Source organism: Micromonospora sp. RB23, assembly GCF_053585025.1.
This window is the reverse complement of the sequence record NZ_CM132111.1, coordinates 816,793-837,663: the sequence shown is the minus strand read 5'-3', so window position 1 is coordinate 837,663 and position 20,871 is coordinate 816,793. Positions and strand designations below refer to the sequence as shown.

At 72.3% G+C, this 20,871-nt stretch carries 19 protein-coding genes and 1 riboswitch; of the genes, 5 read left to right on the top strand and 14 right to left on the bottom strand.

The genetic code is table 11. The features are described 5' to 3' along the window. Window positions 1-14: 14 nt before the first annotated feature. From ACTFTM_RS03845 to ACTFTM_RS03820, 6 genes are all read right to left on the bottom strand, one after another. On the bottom strand, window positions 15-284 hold the full coding sequence (locus ACTFTM_RS03845; RefSeq protein ID WP_449564480.1) for a hypothetical protein: 270 nt from the start codon (window positions 282-284) through the stop codon (window positions 15-17). After that, on the bottom strand, window positions 281-628 hold the full coding sequence (locus ACTFTM_RS03840) for an ArsR/SmtB family transcription factor (protein WP_449564479.1): 348 nt from the start codon (window positions 626-628) through the stop codon (window positions 281-283). Before ACTFTM_RS03840 ends, ACTFTM_RS03845 begins: the two co-directional genes overlap by 4 nt. Window positions 629-791: 163 nt before the next feature. Continuing rightward, complete coding sequence (locus tag ACTFTM_RS03835) at window positions 792-965, bottom strand: CsbD family protein (RefSeq protein WP_278150219.1); 174 nt, start codon at window positions 963-965, stop codon at window positions 792-794. Between the two features lie 74 nt (window positions 966-1,039). Next, a complete protein-coding gene (locus ACTFTM_RS03830; RefSeq protein WP_449564478.1) occupies window positions 1,040-3,289 on the bottom strand; it encodes a heavy metal translocating P-type ATPase in 2,250 nt (749 codons plus the stop codon). Window positions 3,290-3,303: 14 nt separating this feature from the next. Next, entirely contained in the window at window positions 3,304-4,242 is a 939-nt protein-coding gene (locus ACTFTM_RS03825; protein ID WP_449564477.1) for a hypothetical protein, read from the bottom strand. A 14-nt stretch (window positions 4,243-4,256) separates the two neighbouring features. Next, window positions 4,257-4,466: a heavy-metal-associated domain-containing protein gene (locus ACTFTM_RS03820; protein ID WP_449564476.1), complete on the bottom strand. Its 210-nt coding sequence runs from the start codon at window positions 4,464-4,466 to the stop codon at window positions 4,257-4,259. A 96-nt stretch (window positions 4,467-4,562) separates the two neighbouring features. Here ACTFTM_RS03820 and ACTFTM_RS03815 point away from each other — a divergent pair, with 96 nt between their 5' ends. After that, complete coding sequence (locus ACTFTM_RS03815; RefSeq protein ID WP_266248359.1) at window positions 4,563-4,859, top strand: metal-sensitive transcriptional regulator; 297 nt, start codon at window positions 4,563-4,565, stop codon at window positions 4,857-4,859. 21 nt (window positions 4,860-4,880) lie between these two features. Here ACTFTM_RS03815 and ACTFTM_RS03810 read toward each other — a convergent pair whose 3' ends face one another. Next, the gene (locus ACTFTM_RS03810) at window positions 4,881-6,923 is read right to left on the bottom strand and encodes a copper-translocating P-type ATPase (RefSeq protein ID WP_449564475.1); all 2,043 of its coding nucleotides are present in this window, start codon (window positions 6,921-6,923) and stop codon (window positions 4,881-4,883) included. 314 nt (window positions 6,924-7,237) lie between these two features. On the opposite strand from ACTFTM_RS03810, the gene ACTFTM_RS03805 reads away from it, so the two are divergent. Continuing rightward, a complete protein-coding gene (locus tag ACTFTM_RS03805) occupies window positions 7,238-8,593 on the top strand; it encodes a YibE/F family protein (RefSeq protein ID WP_449564474.1) in 1,356 nt (451 codons plus the stop codon). Window positions 8,594-8,759: 166 nt separating this feature from the next. Beyond that, window positions 8,760-8,890, top strand: a riboswitch (cyclic di-AMP (ydaO/yuaA leader). 4 nt (window positions 8,891-8,894) lie between these two features. Continuing rightward, on the top strand, window positions 8,895-9,917 hold the full coding sequence (locus ACTFTM_RS03800) for a coiled-coil domain-containing protein (RefSeq protein ID WP_449564473.1): 1,023 nt from the start codon (window positions 8,895-8,897) through the stop codon (window positions 9,915-9,917). A 58-nt stretch (window positions 9,918-9,975) separates the two neighbouring features. Here ACTFTM_RS03800 and ACTFTM_RS03795 read toward each other — a convergent pair whose 3' ends face one another. After that, on the bottom strand, window positions 9,976-10,701 hold the full coding sequence (locus ACTFTM_RS03795) for a carbonic anhydrase (protein ID WP_449564472.1): 726 nt from the start codon (window positions 10,699-10,701) through the stop codon (window positions 9,976-9,978). Window positions 10,702-10,860: 159 nt separating this feature from the next. On the opposite strand from ACTFTM_RS03795, the gene ACTFTM_RS03790 reads away from it, so the two are divergent. Continuing rightward, entirely contained in the window at window positions 10,861-11,178 is a 318-nt protein-coding gene (locus ACTFTM_RS03790; RefSeq protein WP_449564471.1) for a helix-turn-helix transcriptional regulator, read from the top strand. Window positions 11,179-11,243: 65 nt separating this feature from the next. Next, entirely contained in the window at window positions 11,244-12,482 is a 1,239-nt protein-coding gene (mycP, locus tag ACTFTM_RS03785) for a type VII secretion-associated serine protease mycosin (protein WP_449564470.1), read from the top strand. 52 nt (window positions 12,483-12,534) lie between these two features. Here mycP and ACTFTM_RS03780 read toward each other — a convergent pair whose 3' ends face one another. The 6 genes from ACTFTM_RS03780 to eccCa all read right to left on the bottom strand — a co-directional run bounded on the left by ACTFTM_RS03780 (window position 12,535) and on the right by eccCa (window position 20,796). Further along, window positions 12,535-13,875, bottom strand: coding sequence for a WXG100 family type VII secretion target (locus ACTFTM_RS03780; RefSeq protein ID WP_449564469.1), 1,341 nt, complete (start codon window positions 13,873-13,875; stop codon window positions 12,535-12,537). A gap of 18 nt (window positions 13,876-13,893) precedes the next feature. Further along, window positions 13,894-14,457, bottom strand: a complete 564-nt coding sequence (locus ACTFTM_RS03775) for a hypothetical protein (RefSeq protein WP_433536774.1) — start codon at window positions 14,455-14,457, stop codon at window positions 13,894-13,896. Window positions 14,458-14,497: 40 nt separating this feature from the next. After that, window positions 14,498-15,886 (bottom strand): S8 family serine peptidase, encoded by a 1,389-nt coding sequence (locus ACTFTM_RS03770; RefSeq protein ID WP_449564468.1) that lies wholly within the window; start codon window positions 15,884-15,886, stop codon window positions 14,498-14,500. 117 nt (window positions 15,887-16,003) lie between these two features. After that, entirely contained in the window at window positions 16,004-16,282 is a 279-nt protein-coding gene (locus ACTFTM_RS03765; RefSeq protein WP_007454922.1) for a WXG100 family type VII secretion target, read from the bottom strand. A 25-nt stretch (window positions 16,283-16,307) separates the two neighbouring features. After that, on the bottom strand, window positions 16,308-16,616 hold the full coding sequence (locus ACTFTM_RS03760) for a WXG100 family type VII secretion target (protein ID WP_355049151.1): 309 nt from the start codon (window positions 16,614-16,616) through the stop codon (window positions 16,308-16,310). Between the two features lie 217 nt (window positions 16,617-16,833). Then, window positions 16,834-20,796 (bottom strand): type VII secretion protein EccCa, encoded by a 3,963-nt coding sequence (gene eccCa / locus ACTFTM_RS03755; RefSeq protein ID WP_449564467.1) that lies wholly within the window; start codon window positions 20,794-20,796, stop codon window positions 16,834-16,836. Window positions 20,797-20,871: the final 75 nt, after the last annotated feature.

The following is a 20,871-nucleotide window of genomic DNA, read 5'->3' as shown; positions in this document are numbered from 1 at the left end:
TCGACACACGCGGGTCAGTCGACCTCGCGCAGCACACGTTCGAGCGTGGTCATCCGGGTCTCCATCCCGCCCAGCCGGCCGTCCATCGCGGCGAGCAGTCGGGCGTTCTCCGCCTGCGCCTGCACGGCGGTCTCGGCGAGCTTGCGGTAGTCGTCCGCGCGGTTCGCCTCGTACCGGGCCCGCCGGGTCTTGGCGAGCTGCACGACGGTCACCGTGAAGACGCTGATCAGCAGCGCGAACACGCCGAACGCGCCGACCACCTCGGTCCAGTCGTGGTCGCTCATGACCGCGCCTCCGGCTGCTCGCCCGAGTCGGGCACGGTCAGCGTCTCGGCCGCCGCCGCGATGACCTGGGGGGTGAGTGTGAGCACGAACGGCTCCACCTCGTAGTAGTTCATGGCCTTCCCGTCCTCCGACAACTCCATGCGGGCGGTGACCAGCCCGGCCGCCGCCAGCTTCCGTAGGTGGACCTGCAACAGCGCGCGGCTGATGCCCAGTTGCCGGGCCAGCCCGCTGACGTACGCGCGTTCGCGGGCCAACGCGGCGACGACTCGCAGCCGGTGCGGGTTCGCCAGCGTGGCCAGCACCCGGACCAGGTCGTCGCCGGTCGGCGGCGGAGCCGCGCTCATAACCAGCCCTTGCACATGCCAACAGAAGTTAGCAGGTGTGGCGACGTGGCGGTGCGGCACGGAAGCGGAATCAGGGGGATCTCAGGGTCGCGAGAAGGTCCGGACACGACAGCACGCCGGGCCGGTGATGATCACCGGCCCGGCGTGCGGAGTACGTCGTACGTCAGCTCTTGAAGGCGTCCTTGATCTTCTCGCCGGCCTGCTTGAGCTTGGCCGTGGACTGGTCGGCACGACCCTCGGCCTCGAGCTGCTCGTTGTCGGTGGCCCGACCGGCGCCTTCCTTCAGCTTGCCGGCCGCGTCCTCGGTGGCGTTATTGACCTTGTCGTCGAATCCCATTGCCAACCTCCATCGCAAGCGTCGCTACGAAGACAGAGGTACCCCCGTCGTCACCGGTCCAACCATCGCGGTCGTCACAGTTCGTCAGCGGCCGAACGGAAGCGGCGCAGCCGCAGGCTGTTGGCCACCACGAAGACCGACGAGAACGCCATGGTGGCGCCCGCGATCATCGGGTTGAGCAGGCCGGCGGCGGCCAGCGGCAGGGCCGCCACGTTGTAGCCGAACGCCCAGAACAGGTTGCCCCGGATGATGCCGAGCGTGCGCCGGGACAGCCGGATGGCGTCCACCGCCGCGTCCAGGTCGCCCCGGACGAGGGTCAGGTCGGACGCCTCGATCGCCACGTCGGCGCCGGCGCCCATGGCGAGCCCCAGGTCGGCCTGGGCCAGCGCCGGCGCGTCGTTGACGCCGTCACCGACCATCGCCACCGACCGCCGCTGCGCCTGGAGTCGCTTGACCACGTCGACCTTGCCGGTCGGCAGCACCTCGGCGATCACCTCGTCCACGCCCACCTCGGCGGCGACCGCCCGGGCGACGGTGGTGTTGTCGCCGGTCAACAGGATCGGGGTGAGCCCCAGGGCACGCAGCCGCGCCACGGCCGCCCGGCTCGTCGGTCGGACCACGTCGGCGACCGCGAGCACGCCCCGGGCCCGTCCGTCCCAGCCGGCGACGATCGCCGTACGACCGGCGGCCTCCGTGTCCCGCACGGCCCACTCGACCTCCGGCGGTACGTCGACACCGTGTTCACGCAGCAGCCGGACCCGGCCGAGCAGCACGACGCGCTCCTCGACCGTGCCGGTCACGCCCAGCCCTTCGAGGTTGGCGAAGCCGGTCACCGGGGGCAGTGCGCCCGCCTCGGCGGCCCCCACGGCGACGGCCCGGGCGATCGGGTGCTCGGAGGCGGCCTCCACCGCCCCGGCGAGCCGAAGCAGCTCCGCCCGGTCCTCGCCACTGGCCGGGGCCACGCCCACCAGCGTCATCCGACCGGTCGTCACGGTGCCCGTCTTGTCCAGCACGACGGTGTCGACCCGGCGGGTCGACTCCAGCACCTCCGGCCCCTTGATCAACACGCCGAGCTGGGCGCCGCGACCGGTCCCGACCAGCAGCGCGGTCGGCGTGGCCAGACCCAGGGCGCACGGGCAGGCGATGATCAGCACGGCCACGGCGGCGGTGAACGCGGCGGTCGGGCCGGCGCCGGTGCCGAGCCACCAGCCGAGGGTGCCCACGGCCAGGGCGATGACGATCGGCACGAACACCCCGGAGATCCGGTCGGCCAGCCGCTGCACGGCCGCCTTGCCGCTCTGCGCCTGCTCTACCAGGTCGGCCATCCGGGCCAGTTGGGTGTCCCCGCCGACCCGGGTAGCGGTGACGATCAGCCGGCCGCCCGCGTTGATCGTCGCGCCGACCACAGCGTCGCCGGGGCCGACCTCGACCGGCACCGACTCACCGGTCAGCATGCTGGCGTCGACGGCGGACGTGCCCTCGTCGACCACACCGTCGGTGGCGACCTTCTCGCCGGGGCGGACCACGAACCGGTCGCCGACGGCGAGCCGGTCCACCGGGACCAGGGACTCCACCCCGTCCCGCAGCACCGTCACCTCCTTCGCGCCGAGTTCGAGGAGCGCGCGCAGCGCAGCGCCCGCGGTCCGCTTGGACCGGGCCTCGAAGTAGCGACCGGCCAGGATGAACACGGTCACCCCGGCGGCGGCCTCCAGGTAGATGTTGCCGGCGCCGTCGCTACGGGTGATGGCGAGGCGGAACGGGTGCGTCATCCCGGGCATGCCGGCGTCGCCGAGGAAGAGCGCCCAGAGCGACCACCCGAACGCGGCGAGCGTGCCGAGCGAGACCAGCGTGTCCATGGTGGCCGCGCCGTGCCGCAGGTTGGTCCAGGCCGCGCGGTGGAACGGCAGCCCACCCCAGACGACCACCGGGGCGGCCAGGGTCAGCGAGAGCCACTGCCAGTAGTCGAACTGCCAGGGCGGCACCATGGCCAGCACGACCACCGGCACGCTCAGGACCGCCGAGACCCACAGCCGGGTGCGCGGCCCCCGCAGCGGGTCCTCCACCGGAGCCTCGGCGGTCGGCGGGGCCGGCAGGGCCGCCGAGTAGCCGGTCTTCCGGACGGTCTGGATCAGGTCGTCCGGGGTCACGTCGTCGGCGTACCGGACGGTCGCCTTCTCGGTGGCGTAGTTGACGGTGGCGCTCACACCGTCCATCCGGTTGAGCTTCTTCTCGACCCGCGCGGCGCACGCGGCGCAGGTCATCCCCCCGATCGCCAGTTCGATCCGGTTCGGCGCCTCGGGCAGCGGTCTGCTGGTGGTGGTCATCTCGTCTGGTCCCGTCAGTTGTGCCCGTGCCCGGGGGTGCCGTGGTCGGCCCCGCCGGTCGGCGTCGGCGCGCCTGTCGCGGCCGGGGCAGCGCCGGCCACGACGGTGAACTCCGCGGTGTGCACACGCCCGTCGTGCTGGAAGTCGAGGTAGAGCCGGTAGGCGCCGGCCGAAGGCACCTCGGCGTGGAAGGTGACGGCGGGGCCGGGCGGGGTGCGTCCGTCGCCGGGCGTCCCGTCCGGGTGCACGTGCAGGTACGCCAGGTCGCCCCGACGCAGCGCCACCAGATGCCCGTACGCCCCGAGGTAGGGCTCCAGGTCGGTGACCGGCTGCCCGCCGCGGCTCACCGTGAGGGTGAGCGCCGAGGTGCGGCCCGGCTGGGGCGTACCGGCCAGGGTGACCGTGTAACCGTCGACCGTGGTGCTGGTCGCCGGGGCGGGCAACGCCCGCTCGGTCAGCTCGCCGGGGACGGTCACATCCACGCCGAGGGTCAACGGCTCGCCCCCGGTGGGCGCGAAGTCGGCGAACGCCCGCCACTGCCCGGCGCCCGCCAGCGGAGTGGCGACCCGCCAGGTGCCGTCCGGGCCGAGATCGGGGTGGACGTGCCGGAAGCCGGACAGGTCCCGTCGCGCGACGATCAGGTGCATCCGCTTGTCGTGCGCGACGTCGTACCTGGTCACCGGTCGGCCGTCCGGCCCGTCGATCCGGAACGCGAACTCGCCGGCCGGCGCGGTGACCGGTTGGAGCGTGTAGCCCCGGTCGGAGACGAGTAGCCCGCCGGGAACGAGATCGGCGGCCTCGCCGCTCGTGGCCGGGCCCGGGACGCGGGCGACGTCCGGGCGGCTCTGCGCGACCGGGTCGGCCGGGTCGACCACCCGACCGAACCCGTACGCCGCGCCGAAGACCGCCGCGAGGCCGAGGGCGAACGCGCCCAGTCTCGTCACTGTGGGCATCCCGGACCCTCCGCTCACGCCTCGACGAGGTCGTAGCCGGCCTCGTCGACAGCGGCCCGGACGGCCTCGGTGTCCACGGGCTGCTCGCTGCTGACGGTGACCTGGCCGCTGGCGAGATCGACCCGCACGTCGCGCACGCCCTCGATCGCGCCCACCTCGGCGCTGACCGCGCTGACGCAGTGCCCGCAGGTCATGCCCTGCACCTGGTACGTCGTGTCGACCATCGGACGCCTCCTCTCGTAGTACCGGTACCCGGTGGGGGTATGCCGGCAGAGAACGGACATTACCATACCCCCTAGGGGTACGCTATCCTCGTCGCCATGACCACACCCACCCCGATTCGCGGGTACACCGCCAGCAAGGACCAACTGCTCGCGCGCCTCCGCCGCGTCGAGGGCCAGGTCCGTGGCATCGAGAAGATGGTCGACGAGGACCGCTACTGCATCGACGTGCTCACCCAGATCTCCGCGATCCAGGCCGCGCTCGACAAGGTGGCCCTGGGCCTGCTCGACGGGCACGCCCGGCACTGCATGCACGAGGGGGCGGCCGAGGGCCGGGCCGACGAGATGGCCACCGAGATGATGGCGGCCGTCGGCCGGCTCATGAAGCGCGGCTGAGCGCCGCACTCCCGCTCCCGGTCATTCTTCCGGAACAGGCCCCAGGCGTACCCGGCGCAGCAACTGCGCGTTGAGCGCCACCACGATGGTGGACGCGGACATCAGCACCGCCGCCACCGCCGGGCTCAGCGCCACCCCGGCCCCGGCGAGCACCCCGGCCGCCAGGGGCAGCGCCACCACGTTGTAGCTCGCGGCCCAGGCCAGGTTCTGCCGCATCTTGCGGTACGACGCCCGGGAGAGCCGGACCACGGCCCCGACGCCGCGCGGGTCGGACGACGCCAGCACCACCCCGGCGGACTCGATCGCCACATCAGTTCCCGCCCCGATCGCGATACCCACGTCGGCGCGGGCCAGCGCCGGCGCGTCGTTCACCCCGTCACCGACCATCGCCACGGTCAGCCCACGCCGCTGGAGTTCCGCCACCCGGCTGTCCTTGTCGGCCGGCAGCACCTCGGCGAAGACCTCGTCCACACCGGCCCGGAAGCCCAGCTCGGCGGCGACCGAGTCGGCCACCGACCGCGCGTCTCCGGTGATCATGGCGATGGTGCGGACGCCGTCGGCCCGCAGCTCGGCGATGGCCTGCCGGGCCTCCGGGCGTACCGCGTCGGTGAGCGCGAACGCCCCGAGCACCGTGTCCGGCAACCGCACGAGATAGAGCACCACGGCACCGTGTGACGACCAGCGTCCGGTCGCCTCCCGCAACTCGTCGGGCAGCGGTCCACCCCGCTCGCGCAGCAGGGCCGGCCCGCCCACCGCGTACTCCGTACCGTCGACGGTGGCCCGCACGCCGCGGCCCGGCAGCGAGCGGAAGCCGGCGGCACGGGCCGGCCCACCCGACCCGGCCGCCGCCACGATCGCGCGGGCCAGCGGATGTTCGCTGTCGGACTCGACACCGGCGGCGATCCGCAACGCCTCGTCGCGCCCCACACCCGGGGCCGTCACCAGGTCGGTGACCGCGTGCTCGCCCCGGGTCAACGTGCCGGTCTTGTCGAACAGCACCGCGTCGACGGTGCGCATGCGCTCCAACGCGAGCCGGTCCTTGACCAGGATCCCGCCCCGCGCGGCCAGCGCCGTGGAGAGCGCGACGACGAGCGGGATGGCCAGGCCGAGCGCGTGCGGACAGGCGATCACCAGAACGGTGACGGTACGCACCACCGCCTCGTCGGGCTCACCGAGCGCGGTCCAGACCAGCAGGGTGAGCACGGCGGTACCGGTGGCCACGTAGAAGAGCGCGGCGGCGAACCGATCGGCGAGCAGTTGGGCACGTCCGCCCGAACGCTGCGCCTGCGCGACCATGCGCTGGATGCCCGCGAGCGCGGTCTCGTCGCCCAGCGCCTCGACACGCACCCGGATCGCCGAATCGGTCGCGACGGTGCCGGCCACCACCCGATCCCCCGTCGACCGGGCGACCGGACGCGACTCGCCGGTGATCATCGACTCGTCCAGCTCCGCGTCGCCGTCGACGATCCGCCCGTCCGCCGGCACCCGACCCCCGGGCCGGACCAGCACCACGTCGTCGACCCGCAGCCCGTCCAGCGGTACGCGCTCTACCTGCCCGTCCGCCGCCACGCGCTCGGCCTCGTCGGGCAGCAGCGCCGCGAGCGCCGCCAGCGCCCCACGGGCCTGCCCGATGGCCTTCATCTCCTGCCAGTGCCCGAGCAGCATGATGGTGACCAGCGCCGCCAGCTCCCACCAGAAGTCCAGGTCGAAGGCGCCCAGGCTGGTCGCCAGCGATGCGGCGTACGCCACGGTGATCGCCATCGCGACCAGCAGCATCATGCCCGGCGCGCGGTCCCGGATCTCACGTACCGCGCCGACCAGGAACGGCCAGCCACCCCAGAGGAACACCACCGAACCGAGCACCGGCCCGACCCAGGAGCGACCCGGCACGTCCAGCCGGAGCCCGAGCCCGTCCACCACCAGGTGACTGGTCAGCACCACCGGCACGGTGAGCACCAGACAGACCCAGAACCGGCGACGGAACATGGCCGGGTCGTGCCCCGCGTGCTTGTCGTGCTGCGCGTGCTTGTGGTGCTGTCGGTGGTCGGTGGGTGGCTCGGGCATGACTCCACGATCCCGCTCCAGCGGGGCAGTGTCAGCGGTTCGACTCCCGGCGACACTTCGGCACGACCGGCGACAGCCCGTCGCACTGGTTAGCATCGTCCCGCGATGACCCACCGGATCCCGCCGCCGACACGGGCGACGGCGCCGACGCGGCGCGGCCCCGTCCCGCACCGACTTGATCACTTCATCACTCTCCGTGATCTCCGCATCGCCAGGCGGCGAACTGACGCGCTCGTACCCGCGTTCGTCCGGCGAAGCTGAACCGCGCAGCCCCGTCGGCACGTACCCCGCACCGGATCGTTGGGAGTTTCGCATTGGGTTCCGGCCACAGCCATTCCGCTCGACCCGCCCCGCCCCGGGTACGACGGATCCTCGTCGCGACGGTGGTGCCGCTCTTCGTGGCCACCGTCGTCGCCGCCGTGGTGCTGTGGCCCCGGGACGGCGCGCCGAAGAACGGTGGCACGGACATGCCGCGCTACCACGGCACGGTGACCCGGGTGGTGACCGAACCCTGCCCGCCCTCGGCCAGCCCGGAGGGCGCGCCGGCCAGCGGGCCGTGCGGCACCGTGGACGTGCTCCTCGACGACGGGCCGCGCGCCGACCAGCGGGTGAGCACGCCCGTCCCCGCCGGGCCCGGAGCGCCACGGGTCGAGGTGGGTGACGACGTCATCCTGGTCGAGCTGGCCGACCCGACCGACCCCGCCACCAGCACCTGGAACATCGCCGAGCACCAGCGCGGGACACCGCTGGTGTGGCTCGTGGTGGTCTTCGCCGCCGCCATCGTCGCGTTCGGCAGGTGGCGGGGCCTGGCGGCGCTCGCCGGCCTGGCCGCCAGTTTCGCCATCCTGCTCACCTTCGTGTTGCCGGCCATCGGCGCGGGCCGGTCGCCGCTGCTGGTGGCGGTGGTCGGCGCGGCCCTGATCATGTTCGTGGTGCTCTACCTGACACACGGAGTGACCGCGCAGACCTCCGTCGCGGTCCTCGGCACCCTGGGCAGCCTGGTGCTCACCGGCGTGCTCGCGACCGCCGCCACGGCCGCCACCCAGCTCACCGGCTTCGGCAGCGAGGACGCCACCACGCTCTCGATGTTCCAGGCCGATGTGGACCTGCGGGGCCTGCTGCTCGCCGGGATCATCATCGGCTCACTCGGGGTGCTGGACGACGTGACCGTCACCCAGGCCGCCACCGTCACCGAACTGTCCAACGCCAACCCCGGGTTGAGTCGACGACAGCTCTACCGGGCGGCCACCCGGGTCGGCCGGGCGCACATCGCCTCCACGGTCAACACCATCGTGCTCGCGTACGCGGGCGCGTCCCTGCCCCTGCTGCTTCTGCTCACCGCCGACTCGCGGCCCGTCGGGCAGCTCCTGACCAGCGAGTTCCTCGCCCAGGAGATCGTCCGCAGCGCGGTCGCCACGCTCGGCCTGATCGCCGCCGTACCCCTCACCACCGGGCTGGCCGCGGTGGTGACCGCGGCCGGGTCGACGGCCCCGCCGGACGCGGACGCCCCGCCACCGCGCCCCCGCGCGGACCGGACGGAGGCGCTGGCCGCTCTCAGTTCACCGCCGGCGGCACGGGCCGACGGGCCCGATCCGCAGCGGGACGCACCCCCATCCACCGCCACCACCGGGTGGCCAGAGCCGAACAGGAGCACGGATACGGCATGGTGACACTCCTCAGCGTGACCGGACCGGGCACTCGCCTTGAGAACCGCGTCACTGGTCACTCAACGCCATGGCGAAATGACGCTTTTAGTAGGCATCGGGACGTAGCTCAGGCGGTGGACTCTCGGGTAACCTCGCTGCCGGTCACCGACGAAGGCGCGCAGCGGCGCCTGCGGTGCCACCGCCCAATCGCCAACCGGCGAGCCGGGGACCCAGGTACGTGGGGTGAATCCGCGACAGCGGTAGGGGCCACTTCCGCCCCGAACCCGTCAGCTAACCCGGTCGGCGGTCGACGGAAGGGAAGATTGTGACGGCACCCCTACGCCGCTGGTTGAGGCCCGTGGTGGCCGTGCTCGCTGCGCTGACCGTGTTCGCCGGGCCCCTCCCGGCCCACGCCGCCCCGACGACGCCCACCCCGTCCGGGCACGAGGAGGACAGCGACGAGCCCAAGCTGATCACCGACGTCATCGAGCAGACCAACCGGGACTACGTGGCGGCCAAGTCCAAGTTGGACAAGTCCAAGAAGCGGCAGCTCGAGCTGGCCGCGGAGGTCGAACGGGCCAAGGCCGACCTGGCCGCGCTGGAGCCGCAGGTCGCGCAGATCGCCGCCCAGTCGTACCGGACCGGGCGGATCGGCGCGATGGCGATGCTGCTGGAGAGCGACGCCCCGGACTCGTTCGTCCGCCGGGCGGCGGCGCTCGACGAGATGAACATGGTCAACGGGAAGAAGCTCGCCGAGGTCAACGCGGTCAAGTCCCGCGCCGAGCAGGCCAAGCTGGCGCTCGACGCCGAGGTACGGGAGCAGCAGAAGCAGACCGCGCTGATGGCCAAGGACAAGCGGGACGCGGAGAAGTCACTCGCCCTGGTCGGCGGTAAGGGTTTCACCGGCGGCCTGGTCGACGCCACCTCGCCGGTCGCCCGGATCGGCCCGGGGCGCACCGCCGACGGGGACTGGAAGCCGCAGTCGTGCAGCGAGCCCGACCCGACCACCTCCGGCTGCGTCACGCCGCGCACGCTGCACGCGTACAAGGAGGTCAAGCGGGCCGGGTTCAACCGGTTCGTGGGCTGCCACCGCAACGGTGGACCGTACGAGCACCCGAAGGGTCGCGCCTGTGACTGGTCGTTGCAGAAGAGCGGCTTCAGCCCGTGGCACAACAACGACACCCGGATGTACGGCAACAACGTGGCCGCGTTCCTCATCCGCAACGCCGACCGGCTCGGCATCTACTACGTGATCTGGAACCGGCAGATCTGGTTCCCGGCGACCGGCTGGAAGTCGTACAGCGGTCCGTCGAACCACACCGACCACGTACACATGTCGCTGCTCTGATCCGGCGCCCAGCAGTGCGAGGGCCGTCCCGCCGTCCGGTGGGGCGGCCCTCGGCGCGTCAGGCGGCGGTGGTGGTCGTCGCCGGGTCGTCCGAGGGCTCGTCGCCCGTGTCGGCACCGGCAGGTACGGGAGTCACCGGCCGCACCACTCCGGCGGCGAGCCGGTACGACATGCCCACCACCGCGCACCGCCCCCGCGCCACCTCGTCGGCCAGCACCGGCGACTGCCCGAGCAGCGTCTCGACGGTCTGCGCGATGTGGATGTCGACGATGCCGTCGATGTCGTCCACGCCCTCGGCCGTGGCCCGCCGAAGGCTGGGCAGCACCGCGTCGACGACGGCCGGAAGGTGCCCCGGTGGCGCGATGCCGGTGGCCGCCGCCTCACGGGCCGCCTGCACGGCGCCGCAGGAGTCGTGGCCGAGCACCACCACCAGCGGAGTGCCGAGGACGGCCACCGCGTACTCCACGCTGCCCAGCACCTCCGGGCCGGTGGTGTGCCCGGCGGTCCGGACGACGAAGAGGTCGCCCAGCCCCCGGTCGAAGATGATCTCGGCGGCCAGGCGGGAGTCGGAGCAGCCGACGATCACCGCGAAGGGGTGCTGCCCGTCCGCCACGGCGGCCCGGTGCCCGGCGTCCTGGTTGGGGTGGCGCGGCGCTCCGGCCACGAAGCGACGGTTGCCGCCGATCAGCTCGGCGTACGCTCGGGCCGGCTCGGTCGTGATCGACGTTCGATCGACGGCCCGCTGCGTGCCCGGCTGCCCGCCAGGCGTACCGGAACGGCTCATCCCCGCACCTCGTCTCCACGCGTTTGACCTGCTCAACAGGCTTTTTCACCCGGCCGGCGGTGGGCGCTGGCCCGCGCTCAACGGTCACACGCACCACAAGATGCGTCAAGATATGCGTGATTTAGATTTCATACGTTGACCCGGAAAGGCGGCCCCACGATGGCGAGCACGGCGGCCGGCGCCGGCCGGAACTGGACATTCCTCACCAACCACGGGCATGTGCTCCTCGCCATCGCCCGCGACCCCACCGCCCGACTACGCGACGTGGCGGCGGAGGTGGGCGTCACCGAGCGGGCCGCCCAGGCCATCGTCGCCGACCTGGAGGCCGAGGGTTACCTGCACCGCACCCGGGTGGGGCGTCGCAACGAGTACACCCTGAACCCCGCCGGCCGGTTCCGGCACCCCGCCGAGGCCGAGGTACAGGTCGGCGACCTCCTCGCGCTGTTCACCCCACCCCCCGCCGACGACGCCCGCTGACAACGGCGTTACGCGCCGACGTCGCCGGGCCGCTGCCCGACGCGGCGCAGCGGTAATCTCTGCGGGTGCGCGAATGCCTGCCGCCGAGCGCGACCGAACCGCCCCGCCGTACCGTCCGCGCCGTCCTCAGTGGAACGATCGCGGCCCTGCTCGGGGCCGCCCTGGTGGTGGCCCCCGGTGCCCCGGCGGCAGCGGCGGCGCCCGTCTGCGGTCCGGCCGGTGAGGACGGCCTGGTGGAGATGCCGTGGGCGCTGCGCCGGCTGGATCCGGTGTCGGCCTGGCCGATCTCGCGCGGCGCCGGGGTGACGGTGGCGGTCATCGACTCCGGGGTCTCGGCCATCCACCCCGCCCTGAAGAACCGGGTGCTCCCCGGGCGCGACTTCAACAACCTGACCAACTACAGAGGCCAGTGCGACCTGGCGGGCCACGGCACGATGGTCGCCGGCATCATCGCCGGCCAGGACGGCACCGGAGCACCGTTCAGCGGTATCGCCCCGGCGGCCCGCATCCTGCCGATCCGAGTGCTGCCGGACGCCAAGGGCACCAACGACGAGGCGCTGCCCGGGCAGATCGCCGCGGCCATCGACTGGGCGGTCGACAACGGCGCCGACGTGATCAACCTGTCCCTGGTGACCCTGCCCCGACCCGAACTGGCCCGGGCCGTCGAACGCGCCCTCGCCCAGCGGGTGATCCTGGTCGCCGCCGCCGGCAACCGGCAGGAGACGCAGGAGGACAAGCCGGCGTACCCGGCCGCCTACCCGGGCGTCATCGCCGTCGCCGGCGTGGACGAGCAGGGCGGGCACGTCGGCACCTCGGTCAGTGGCAGCTACGTCGACGTCGCCGCGCCGGGCCTGAACATCGTCGGTCCCGCGCCCGGTGGATCCGGCTACCGTGCCGAACCGACGGGTGGCACCAGCTTCGCCGCCGCGTACGTCTCGGGGGCGGCGGCGCTGGTCCGGGCCGCGTACCCGGACCTCACCCCGGAACAGGTCGCCGACCGGCTGGAGCGTACGGCGGACAACCCGCCGCAGGGCCGGAACGCCGAGGTCGGTTACGGGGTGGTGAACCCGTACCGGGCGGTGTCGAGTCTGCTGGGCACCCGCACCAATCCGCCGGTCGCGGCGCTCGCCGCGCCCGCTCCCGAAGCCGATCCGCTGAGCTGGCAGCGCACCGCGGCGATCTGGGCGGCTGTGGTCGGCGCCCTGCTCACCGTGCTGCTGCTGATCACCCGGCCGATCGTGGCGCGGGGCCGCCGACGCGGCTGGCGTGCGGGCCGGCGCACGGACGAGCCGCTCACCGACTGAGCCCGGTCACGACGCCGGTGCGGTCCACCACACCAGCGCCGTGCCGCGATGCTCAGCGCAGGATGCCGGAGGTGCCGCCGCCGTCCGCGCCCCACACGTCCTCGTCCTCTTCCAGCCAGGTGTTGCGGACGGTGTCCTCCTCGCCGTAGCCGGCACCGCCACCAGCGCCAGCTACGCCACCGGCACCGCGCGCACCCGCGCCACGCCCTCCGGCGCCCGCCGCGCCCCGACCGGCGCCGCCCCGGCCGGCACCACCGCCACCACCGGCGACGCCACCCATACCGGGTGCCATGCCACCGGCCAGCTTGCCGCCCGCGCCGAGCCGACCACCGGCGCCCCGGCCGCCACCGCGACCGGCGCCCGCCGCGCCGCCACCCATCATCGGGCCCATGCCCGGGGAGACCGCCCGACCGAGCGCGCCGCCACCCGCGAGAGCGCCGACGCCTCCCCCGGCGCTGCCCAGACCACCACCGCCGCCGCCGAGCCCGGGCGAGGAGCCCAGGCCACCGGAGCCGAGGCCGGAGCCCAGCCCGGGTGAACCGCCACCGCCCGCACCCGCGAGGCCGCTGCTGAACTCGTCGTCCACGCCGCCGACGCCCGGAACGCTGCCGGTGCCCGGGTAGTCGCCCGTGCCGGGGGTGTCGTATCCGCCGGAGAGGTCGGGGTGGGTGCCGGACCCGCTGGGCAGGTTTCCGGTACCCGGCATGTCGCCGGTGCCGATCGAGGGCGAGGCGCCCAGGCCACCCCCGCCGCCACCGCCGCCGAGCTTCGGCACACCGCCGCCACCGCCGCCACCACCGCCGCCGTTGCCCAGGTCGGGAATGCCACCCCCGGTATCGACCGTCGTAATGGGCTTGGCCTCACCGGGCAGGCCGGGAGCGATGGTCTGGTAGTCGCCGCTCACCTGCTCATAGACCCGGGCCGCGTCCTCCGACTGGTCGTTGATCCAGTCGGCGATCGCCGTCACCGGGTCGAACCAGCCGAGGAAGTCCGGCGAGACCTTCGCCTCGAAGAAGCCGACACCGAGGGTCAGCTTGGCGTTGCGTGCCTCCAGCACGTCGTTGACGCAGGTCGCCGGGACCGGGAAGTCCCGCTGGGCCGCGGTGAGCTTGTCGGCGGCGGACTTGAGCGACTGGACGATGCCGGTGCCCTTCTCGGCGTCCGCCACGATCTGCCCGGTGTCCTTGGAGATCTGCTCGACGTGACCCTTGAACGCCTCGTACGCCGGGCCCTTCCAGGTCGTGCCCAGATCCTTGATGTTGGTGTCGAGGCTCTGCTTGACGTTGTTGAGATTCTTGATCAGTTGTTCCCAGCCGAGGGCGGCGCTCTCCACGTCACCCGGCCGGCCGTCGATGACGACCTTCTGGCACATCTCTTCCCAGCTCAGGCCCATCTGCCGTCCTCCCCCGTCCTAGCGTCCGTCGCCGTTGCCGGCCACGTCACCGAAGACACGCTGCATGTCGGCGGCGGACATCCTGTTCTGCTCCTCCGCCGTCTCGTAGTTCTGCTTGACCTGGCGCAGCGCCTCCGCCGCGTCGTACAGGCTCTGCGAGAGCTTCCGGACACCGGACTCGGTGCCCTGGTAGAGCCCCTGGTGCTTGGCGGCCAACCGGGCCGCCCAGTCGAACCCCCCGAGCGGGCTCGGCTGGCCGCCGGCCCCACCCGCCACGCCGCTGGTGGCGCCACCCATCAGGTCCTGGATGTCGACCATGTCGTAGGAGAGCTTGTTCAGGTACGCGGCATGGGTCTCCAGCCAGGTGATGGCCGAGTCCAGGCTGGTCGCGTCCCACTCGGTCTTGACGCCGGCCTCACCGGGCGCGGCGATCAGACCCTCCGGCGTCGCGGCGTGGTTGACGTTGTCGATCTCCAGGCCGGTCACGGCCAGACCCGACGTCGGTATCCCGCCCACCGGGACCGGGATGTAAAGATCGTCGTTCACGTACCGTTCCGGCTGGGTGGTCCTGTCGTCCGTCATCGGTCCCCTCCCCGAAACCCTGACTGGTGGTGTGCGCTCACTACTGCTGATGCGGGCCCGGCTGCGGTGGGCCCGAGCCCGGCCAGCCGGACTGGCCCGGCGCGGTCGGATGACCGGGCGGGTACCCGGACTGGCCCGGTGGCGGGCCGTACCCCGGGACGGGCTGCTGCGGCGGGCCGTAACCCGCCGGTGGCGGCTGGGTGGCGGGCCAGCCGGGTGGCGGCATGCCGGGTGTGCCGGGGTACGGGCCGACGGCCGCCGGCGGTGTGCGCCGCTTGCGGCGTCGCAGCACCACGAACAGCACGATCAACCCGATGATGGGCACGCCCAGGCAGAGCCCTGCCTGGACGATCGCGCCGGCCTTGTTCGAGACGCCGAACTCGACCGCCGGACCGTCGTCGTCACCCGGTCGGGTCGCGCCGCCGGCGCGGGTCGGGCCGGCCGCCTCGCCCTTCAACAGCGGGTTCGCCGTCACGGCGGGCACCGAGCGGGTCAGCGCGGCGACCGGATCGACCCGGCCGAAGCCGAACTGCGGGTCCCGGCCGGCCGGCCCGGCGTCGCGGGCCGTCTCGATCAGCCGGCTGATGACATTGGGCGCGTCGAGCTTCGGGTACTTCGAGCGGATCAGCGCCACCACGCCGGAGATGATGGCGCCCGCCGAACTGGTACCGCTGCCGAGCGAGTAGCCGTTCGGTGAGACGACCTTCGGCACCGGCCCGATGATGCTCTCCATCGGACTCGCGATGACTGCCTCCGGGCCCTGCACCGAGCCGGCGAAGAAGCCACCCCGCTTGTCGAATCCGGTGACGGCGACGACACCGGGGATGTTGGCCGGTGACATGACCTCTCGATCGCCCTGCTCGGTGTTGCCCGCGGAAGCGACGACCACGGCGTCCTTGCTCAGGGCGTAGTTGATGGCGTCCACCAGCTCCGGAGGCGCCGCCGTGTCCGCGGTGTGCAGCGAGAGGTTGATGACGTCGGCGCCGTTGTCCGCGGCCCACCGGACGCCCAGGACAAGGTCGTCGGTGGTCGAACTGGCACCCATCGAGACCGGAAGGATCTTCGCGGCCGGCGCGATGCCCAACTCGTGCATCGCGCCACCGCCGCGCCCGGCGATGGTGCCGGCCATCTTGGTGCCGTGGCCCTTGTCCTTGTCGTCGTCACGCCGGCCGTCCGACGCGGCAGTGGCGTTGGTGCCGTGCCCGGCGAGCACCTGCCCGCGCAGATCCGGATGACTGGCCTCGACCCCGGTGTCGACGACGGCGACCACGACACCCGCGCCCTTGGTGATCTGGTGCGCGGCAGGGATCTTGAGATAGTCCAGGTACCACTGAAGGCCACGGACCGTGTCGGCGGCCCGGGCCGGCGCCGGAGCGACGGTCACCGCGGGGACCAACGCGGCGCAGAGCGCCAGCGCGGCCGCGCCCACAGCCCGTGTCGATCGGAAAGGCTTCCCCGTACGCATCGCTCTCCCGTATCTCGCCGACGCCTACACAATGCGGCTCCGGCCCGGTCGAGCCGGACCGGAGCCGCATCGGTGATTGTGTCAGCCCCACACCTTGGAGTTGCTCATCTCGGTGGAGACGTAGTTCTCGCGGGCGATGCCGACGGCACCACCGATCTCGTTCAGGATCCGGTTGATGTCCCGGACCGACGAGTCCCACTTCGCCTGGTGCTGCTCGTAGGCGGTGCGGTCCTCGCCCTCCCACTCGAGCTTGGACAGCATCGACCGCAGCGTGTCCAGCTTCTCGTCGATGGTCTTCGAGATGGCCTGCATCTGCTGGTTGCTGCTCTCGAGGACCGCGTAGTCAACCTTGATCGTCACGATTTCCTCCTCTGCTGGCTACGGATCACGGGTTGAGAGCAGAGTGGAACTTGTCCAGCATCTGCTGCTGCTCCTCGTCGTTGACCTGGTGCGTCGTACCCGACTTGTCGAGCAGGTCCGCGATGTTGTCCATCGCGGTCAGCAGACTCACGGTGTCCTCGTTCCAGCGAGTCATGAGCGACTGGAACCCCGTGGACGCCTGACCCTTCCACGCCATGGCCAGGTCGTCGACTACGTTCCACAGCTTCTTCAGCTCGCCGTCGACCTCGCTGCGCGTGGACCGCACGTCACTCGCGGCGGTATGCAGAGTCGCAGCTTCGACCTCGAACGCCATGCTTCACACCCTTCCGTCATGTTGTGTGGCGGCGGCTTTGCCGCGCCCCTCCCCCGCGGCAAGGCAGCAACACCCCACCGACGGACACTCCATCAGAGACGGTAGCGGAATCTGTCCAGCCACCGCAGCCCTGACCGGGTCCGATCGATGGATGGTGGTGGATCGGACCCGGTGGGACCACCCGTACCGGTCCGCACGGACCACCCGAGTGGCTCGATCAGGCCGGCTCGGACCAGGCGGTCTGGATGAGCTGCTGACCGTCGCGCCGCCGGACGAGCGTGCCCCGGCCAGGCGGCTGCGGGCTCGGACGCAGAGTGCCGAACACCGCGCCCTCCTCCCGGTTGCCGGACATCAGCAGGCCGGGAGAGTCCAGCTCACGCAGCCGTTGCAGCACCGGCTCGTAGAGCGCCCGCGCCACACCGCCGACCCGACGGGTGATGATCAGGTGCAGCCCGATGTCGCGGGCCTGCGGCAGCAGCTCGTGCAGGGCGCTCAGCGGATTGCTGCCGCCGGAGGCCACCAGGTCGTAGTCGTCCACCAGGATGTACAGGTCCGGACCCTTCCACCAGCTACGGTCCCGGAGCTGGGCGGTGGTCACGTCCGGGCCCGGCAGCCGGTTGGACAGCGCGCTGCGGATCGAGGCGAGCCCCTGCGCGAACGCCTGGTTCGACGGCGCGTAGTCGAGCAGGTGATCGCCCTCGACCGCGCCCAGCAGGCCGCGCCGGTAGTCGGCGATCACCAGCCGGGCCTGCGCGGGCGTGTACCGCTCGGTGATGCCCCGCGCGATCAGCCGCAGCAGGTTGGTCTTGCCGCACTCGGCGTCACCGAAGACGGTCAGGTGCGGCTCGTTCGCCAGGTCCAGGTAGACCGGCGCGAGCGCCGACTCGTTGACACCGATCGGCAGGCCGGGCGCCGACCGGTCGATAATGCGGGCCAGCTCGGACACCGGCAGCCGGCGCGGCAGCAGCCGTACCTTCGGCGCGGGACGTCCCGGCCAGTTCGCCGCCACGTGCCCGGCCAGTGCGACCGACGCCTCACTCAGGTCCTCGATGTCGCGTCGACCGTCGATGCGCGAGATGGCCGTGAGGAAGTGCAGCTTGTCCCGGGTGAGGCCGCGACCGGGTGACTTCTCCGGCACGTTCATCGCCGAGCGCCGGTCGATCTCGGACTCCGCGGCGTCGCCCAGACGCAGCTCCAGCTTGGTGCCGAGCAGGTCCCGCATGTTGATCCGGATCTCCGCCCACCGCACCGCGGTGAGCACGACGTGCACCCCGAAGCCGAGGCCCCGGTTGGCGAGCGTCGTGATGGTCTGTTCCAGCTCCTCGTAGTCCTGGCGCAGCGTGTTCCAGCCGTCCACCACCAGGAACACGTCGCCGAACGGGTCGTCGGCGAACTCGCCGGCCGCCCGCCGACGTCGGTAGCTCGCCACCGAGTCGATGCCGTGCTGGGCGAAACGCGTCTCCCGCTCGTCCAACACCGCGACCACCTCGGCCACCGTGCGGCGTACCGCCTCGACGTCCCGACGACCGGCCACACCGGCCATGTGCGGCAGCCGTTCCAGGCTGCGCAGCGCACCGCCGCCGAAGTCGAGGCAGAAGAACTGCACCTCACGAGGCGTGTGGGTGAGCGCCAGCGAGGCCAGCAGCGACCGCAGCATGGTGCTCTTGCCGCTGAGCGAACCGCCGACGATGACCACGTTGCCGCCCGCGCCGGCCAACTCGACCATCATCGGATCGCGGCGCTGCTCGTACGGGCGGTCCACCACACCGACCGGCACCGTCAGACGTCCCCGGCCCGGCCAGGACGCCGTGCACAACCCGTACGTCGGGTCGACGGCCAGCGGGCCGAGCAGTTCGCCCAGGCCCGGTGGGTCGGCCAGCGGCGGCAGCCAGACCTGGTGCGCCGGTCGACCCCGCCCCTTGAGCTGGTCGATCAGCACGTCCAGCATGGCCACGGCCTTGCCGTCGGCCGGCTGCTCCGGCTCCGGCGCGGTGTCGACCGACACCTGCGGGACCTGCGCGGGGATGAAGTTGATCCCGTACGGCACGATCCGGCGCTGCACGAGGGCCTGCGACGCGGTGGCCTGCTGGCCGGGCGCCCGGTACGGCCCCGAGACGTACGCGGCCCGGAACCGCAGCATGGTGCTGGTGTCGGTCTTCAGGTAACCGTGCCCCGGGGCGCTCGGCAGCTCGTACGCGTCGGGCACGCCGAGCACGATCCGGCTCTCCACGGCCGAGAAGGTCCGCAACCCGATCCGGTACGACAGATGCGTGTCCAGACCCCGCAGCTTGCCCTCCTCCAAGCGCTGCGAGGCCAGCAACAGATGCACACCCAACGACCGACCCAACCGACCGATCATCACGAACAGATCGATGAAATCCGGCTTCGCGGCCAACAACTCACTGAACTCGTCACAAATGATCAACAGACTCGGCATCGGCGCCAACGGCTCCCCCGCCGCACGCGCCTTCTCATACTCGAACCGCGAAACGTAGTTCCCCGCCGCCCGCAACAACTCCTGCCGACGCACCATCTCACCGGCGAGCGCGTCACGCATCCGGTCCACCAACGGCAACTCGTCCGCCAGGTTCGTGATCACCGCGCTCGTGTGCGGCAACGCCTCCAACGAGGCGAACGTCGCACCACCCTTGAAGTCCACCAGAACGAAGTTCAACTCCTCCGACGAGTGGGTCACCGCCAGCGCGGCCACCACCGTACGGAGCAGTTCGCTCTTACCGGAACCGGTCGCGCCGATCACCAGGCCGTGCGGGCCCATGCCCTCGTGCGCGGACTCCTTGAAGTCCAGCTCGACGACGCTGCCGTCCGGGCCGACACCCAGCGGGATGCGCAGTCGGTCGCGGTGACCGCGTGGCCGCCACGTCTGGTGCACGTCCACCGCCGCGGCGTCGCCGACGCCGAGCAGGTCCGGAAGCTCCATGCTGCGGGCCAGCGGCTCATCGTTGCTGGCCTGCTGCTGCGACAGCCGGTACGGCGCGATCTGCCGGGCCAGCCCCTCGGCCGCCTCGGCGGAGAGTCGGTCGGGCCGGCCGAGACGCGAGGTCGAGTTGCCGCGGATCAGGTCGAGCGAGCTGCCGTCGCCCGTGTCCAGGCAGAGCAACCAGCGACCGGCGTCGCGCGGCACCGTCCCGGAGAGGTCGACCATGGTGACACCGAGCAGACCCTGACCGACGAGTTGGCAGGTCGGGGAGATCTCGCCACCGTCGACCACCACGACGAGATGCGGCGCGGTGGTCAGCGGCTTCGCCTCGGCCGCGAACCGGGGTCGCCCGGCCAGCTCGGCGGCGAGGGAGTCCTCGGCCTCGGTCAGGCTGGCGAAGACCAGACGACGCGCTCCGGCGGCGTCGGTCCGGCCACTGTGGTGGGCGTGCGGCAGCCACTTCACCCATTCCCAGGCCGACTGCCGGTCAGGGGCGGCGACCACGGCGATCACCAGATCGTCGGGGGCGTGGAAGGTCACCAGCTGGCCCAGAGCCGCCCGGGTCAGGTCGAGCACCGGTTCCCGGTCACCGCGCAGCACCACCCGGCTGAACGCGCGGAGCGACAGCGCGGTCGGCAGGTCGGGCACGGTGGTGTGTGCGCGGACGAACCGGCGCAGCGCGATAGCGCTCATCGGCTCCAGGTCCTCGACCGGCTTGGTCTCCGGCGGGACGATCTCCACGGCGAGCCGCTGCGGGCCCACCGCGATGCGCGTCTCGCCGAAGTCGGGCTCGGTGATCCGGCGCTCCCACAACCGGCGGGACGCCGCGATCGACCAGAGCGCGTCGGGCTTGGGGTGCCGCCAGTCCATCGCGTCCCGCTGCTGGGCCGCCGCGCGCCGGGTGCGCTTGCGCATCTGCGCCAGATAGCGCATGTAGTCGCGGCGGTCGGCGTTCAGCTCGGCCTTGTCGTTCCCACCGTTGCTGAGTGAGCCGATGGCCATGCCGAGCATCGACACACCGAACAGTCCACCCGCGACGTACGTCATCATGCCGCCGCCCCGACCGGCGTAGAGGAACGCCATCGCGCCGACGCCGCAGACCATCGGCAGGATCATGAGCAGCTGCCCCATCCCGCGCGGTGTCGCCTCGGGCAGCTCGGGCGGGGATTCCAGCACCACCTCGCCGCGCGGCAAAGCCGGCCCCGGTTGACGCGGAGGTCGGCGGAACACCACCGTGCTCACGGCTGTCTCCTCCCCAGAAGCGGCCCTGCCGTCGTGCCGGCGCGACGCGAAGCTCGCGGGTGGGCACTGTACGTG

Coding starts and splice junctions, on each gene's coding strand:
- ACTFTM_RS03810 (WP_449564475.1), bottom strand. CDS start 6,923: ATGCCCGAGCCACCCACCGACCACCGACAGCACCACAAGCACGCGCAG.
- ACTFTM_RS03795 (WP_449564472.1), bottom strand. CDS start 10,701: ATGAGCCGTTCCGGTACGCCTGGCGGGCAGCCGGGCACGCAGCGGGCC.
- ACTFTM_RS03790 (WP_449564471.1), top strand. CDS start 10,861: ATGGCGAGCACGGCGGCCGGCGCCGGCCGGAACTGGACATTCCTCACC.
- ACTFTM_RS03840 (WP_449564479.1), bottom strand. CDS start 628: ATGAGCGCGGCTCCGCCGCCGACCGGCGACGACCTGGTCCGGGTGCTG.
- ACTFTM_RS03820 (WP_449564476.1), bottom strand. CDS start 4,466: ATGGTCGACACGACGTACCAGGTGCAGGGCATGACCTGCGGGCACTGC.
- ACTFTM_RS03775 (WP_433536774.1), bottom strand. CDS start 14,457: ATGACGGACGACAGGACCACCCAGCCGGAACGGTACGTGAACGACGAT.
- ACTFTM_RS03760 (WP_355049151.1), bottom strand. CDS start 16,616: ATGGCGTTCGAGGTCGAAGCTGCGACTCTGCATACCGCCGCGAGTGAC.
- ACTFTM_RS03830 (WP_449564478.1), bottom strand. CDS start 3,289: ATGACCACCACCAGCAGACCGCTGCCCGAGGCGCCGAACCGGATCGAA.
- ACTFTM_RS03815 (WP_266248359.1), top strand. CDS start 4,563: ATGACCACACCCACCCCGATTCGCGGGTACACCGCCAGCAAGGACCAA.
- ACTFTM_RS03825 (WP_449564477.1), bottom strand. CDS start 4,242: ATGCCCACAGTGACGAGACTGGGCGCGTTCGCCCTCGGCCTCGCGGCG.
- ACTFTM_RS03835 (WP_278150219.1), bottom strand. CDS start 965: ATGGGATTCGACGACAAGGTCAATAACGCCACCGAGGACGCGGCCGGC.
- ACTFTM_RS03845 (WP_449564480.1), bottom strand. CDS start 284: ATGAGCGACCACGACTGGACCGAGGTGGTCGGCGCGTTCGGCGTGTTC.
- ACTFTM_RS03780 (WP_449564469.1), bottom strand. CDS start 13,875: ATGGGCCTGAGCTGGGAAGAGATGTGCCAGAAGGTCGTCATCGACGGC.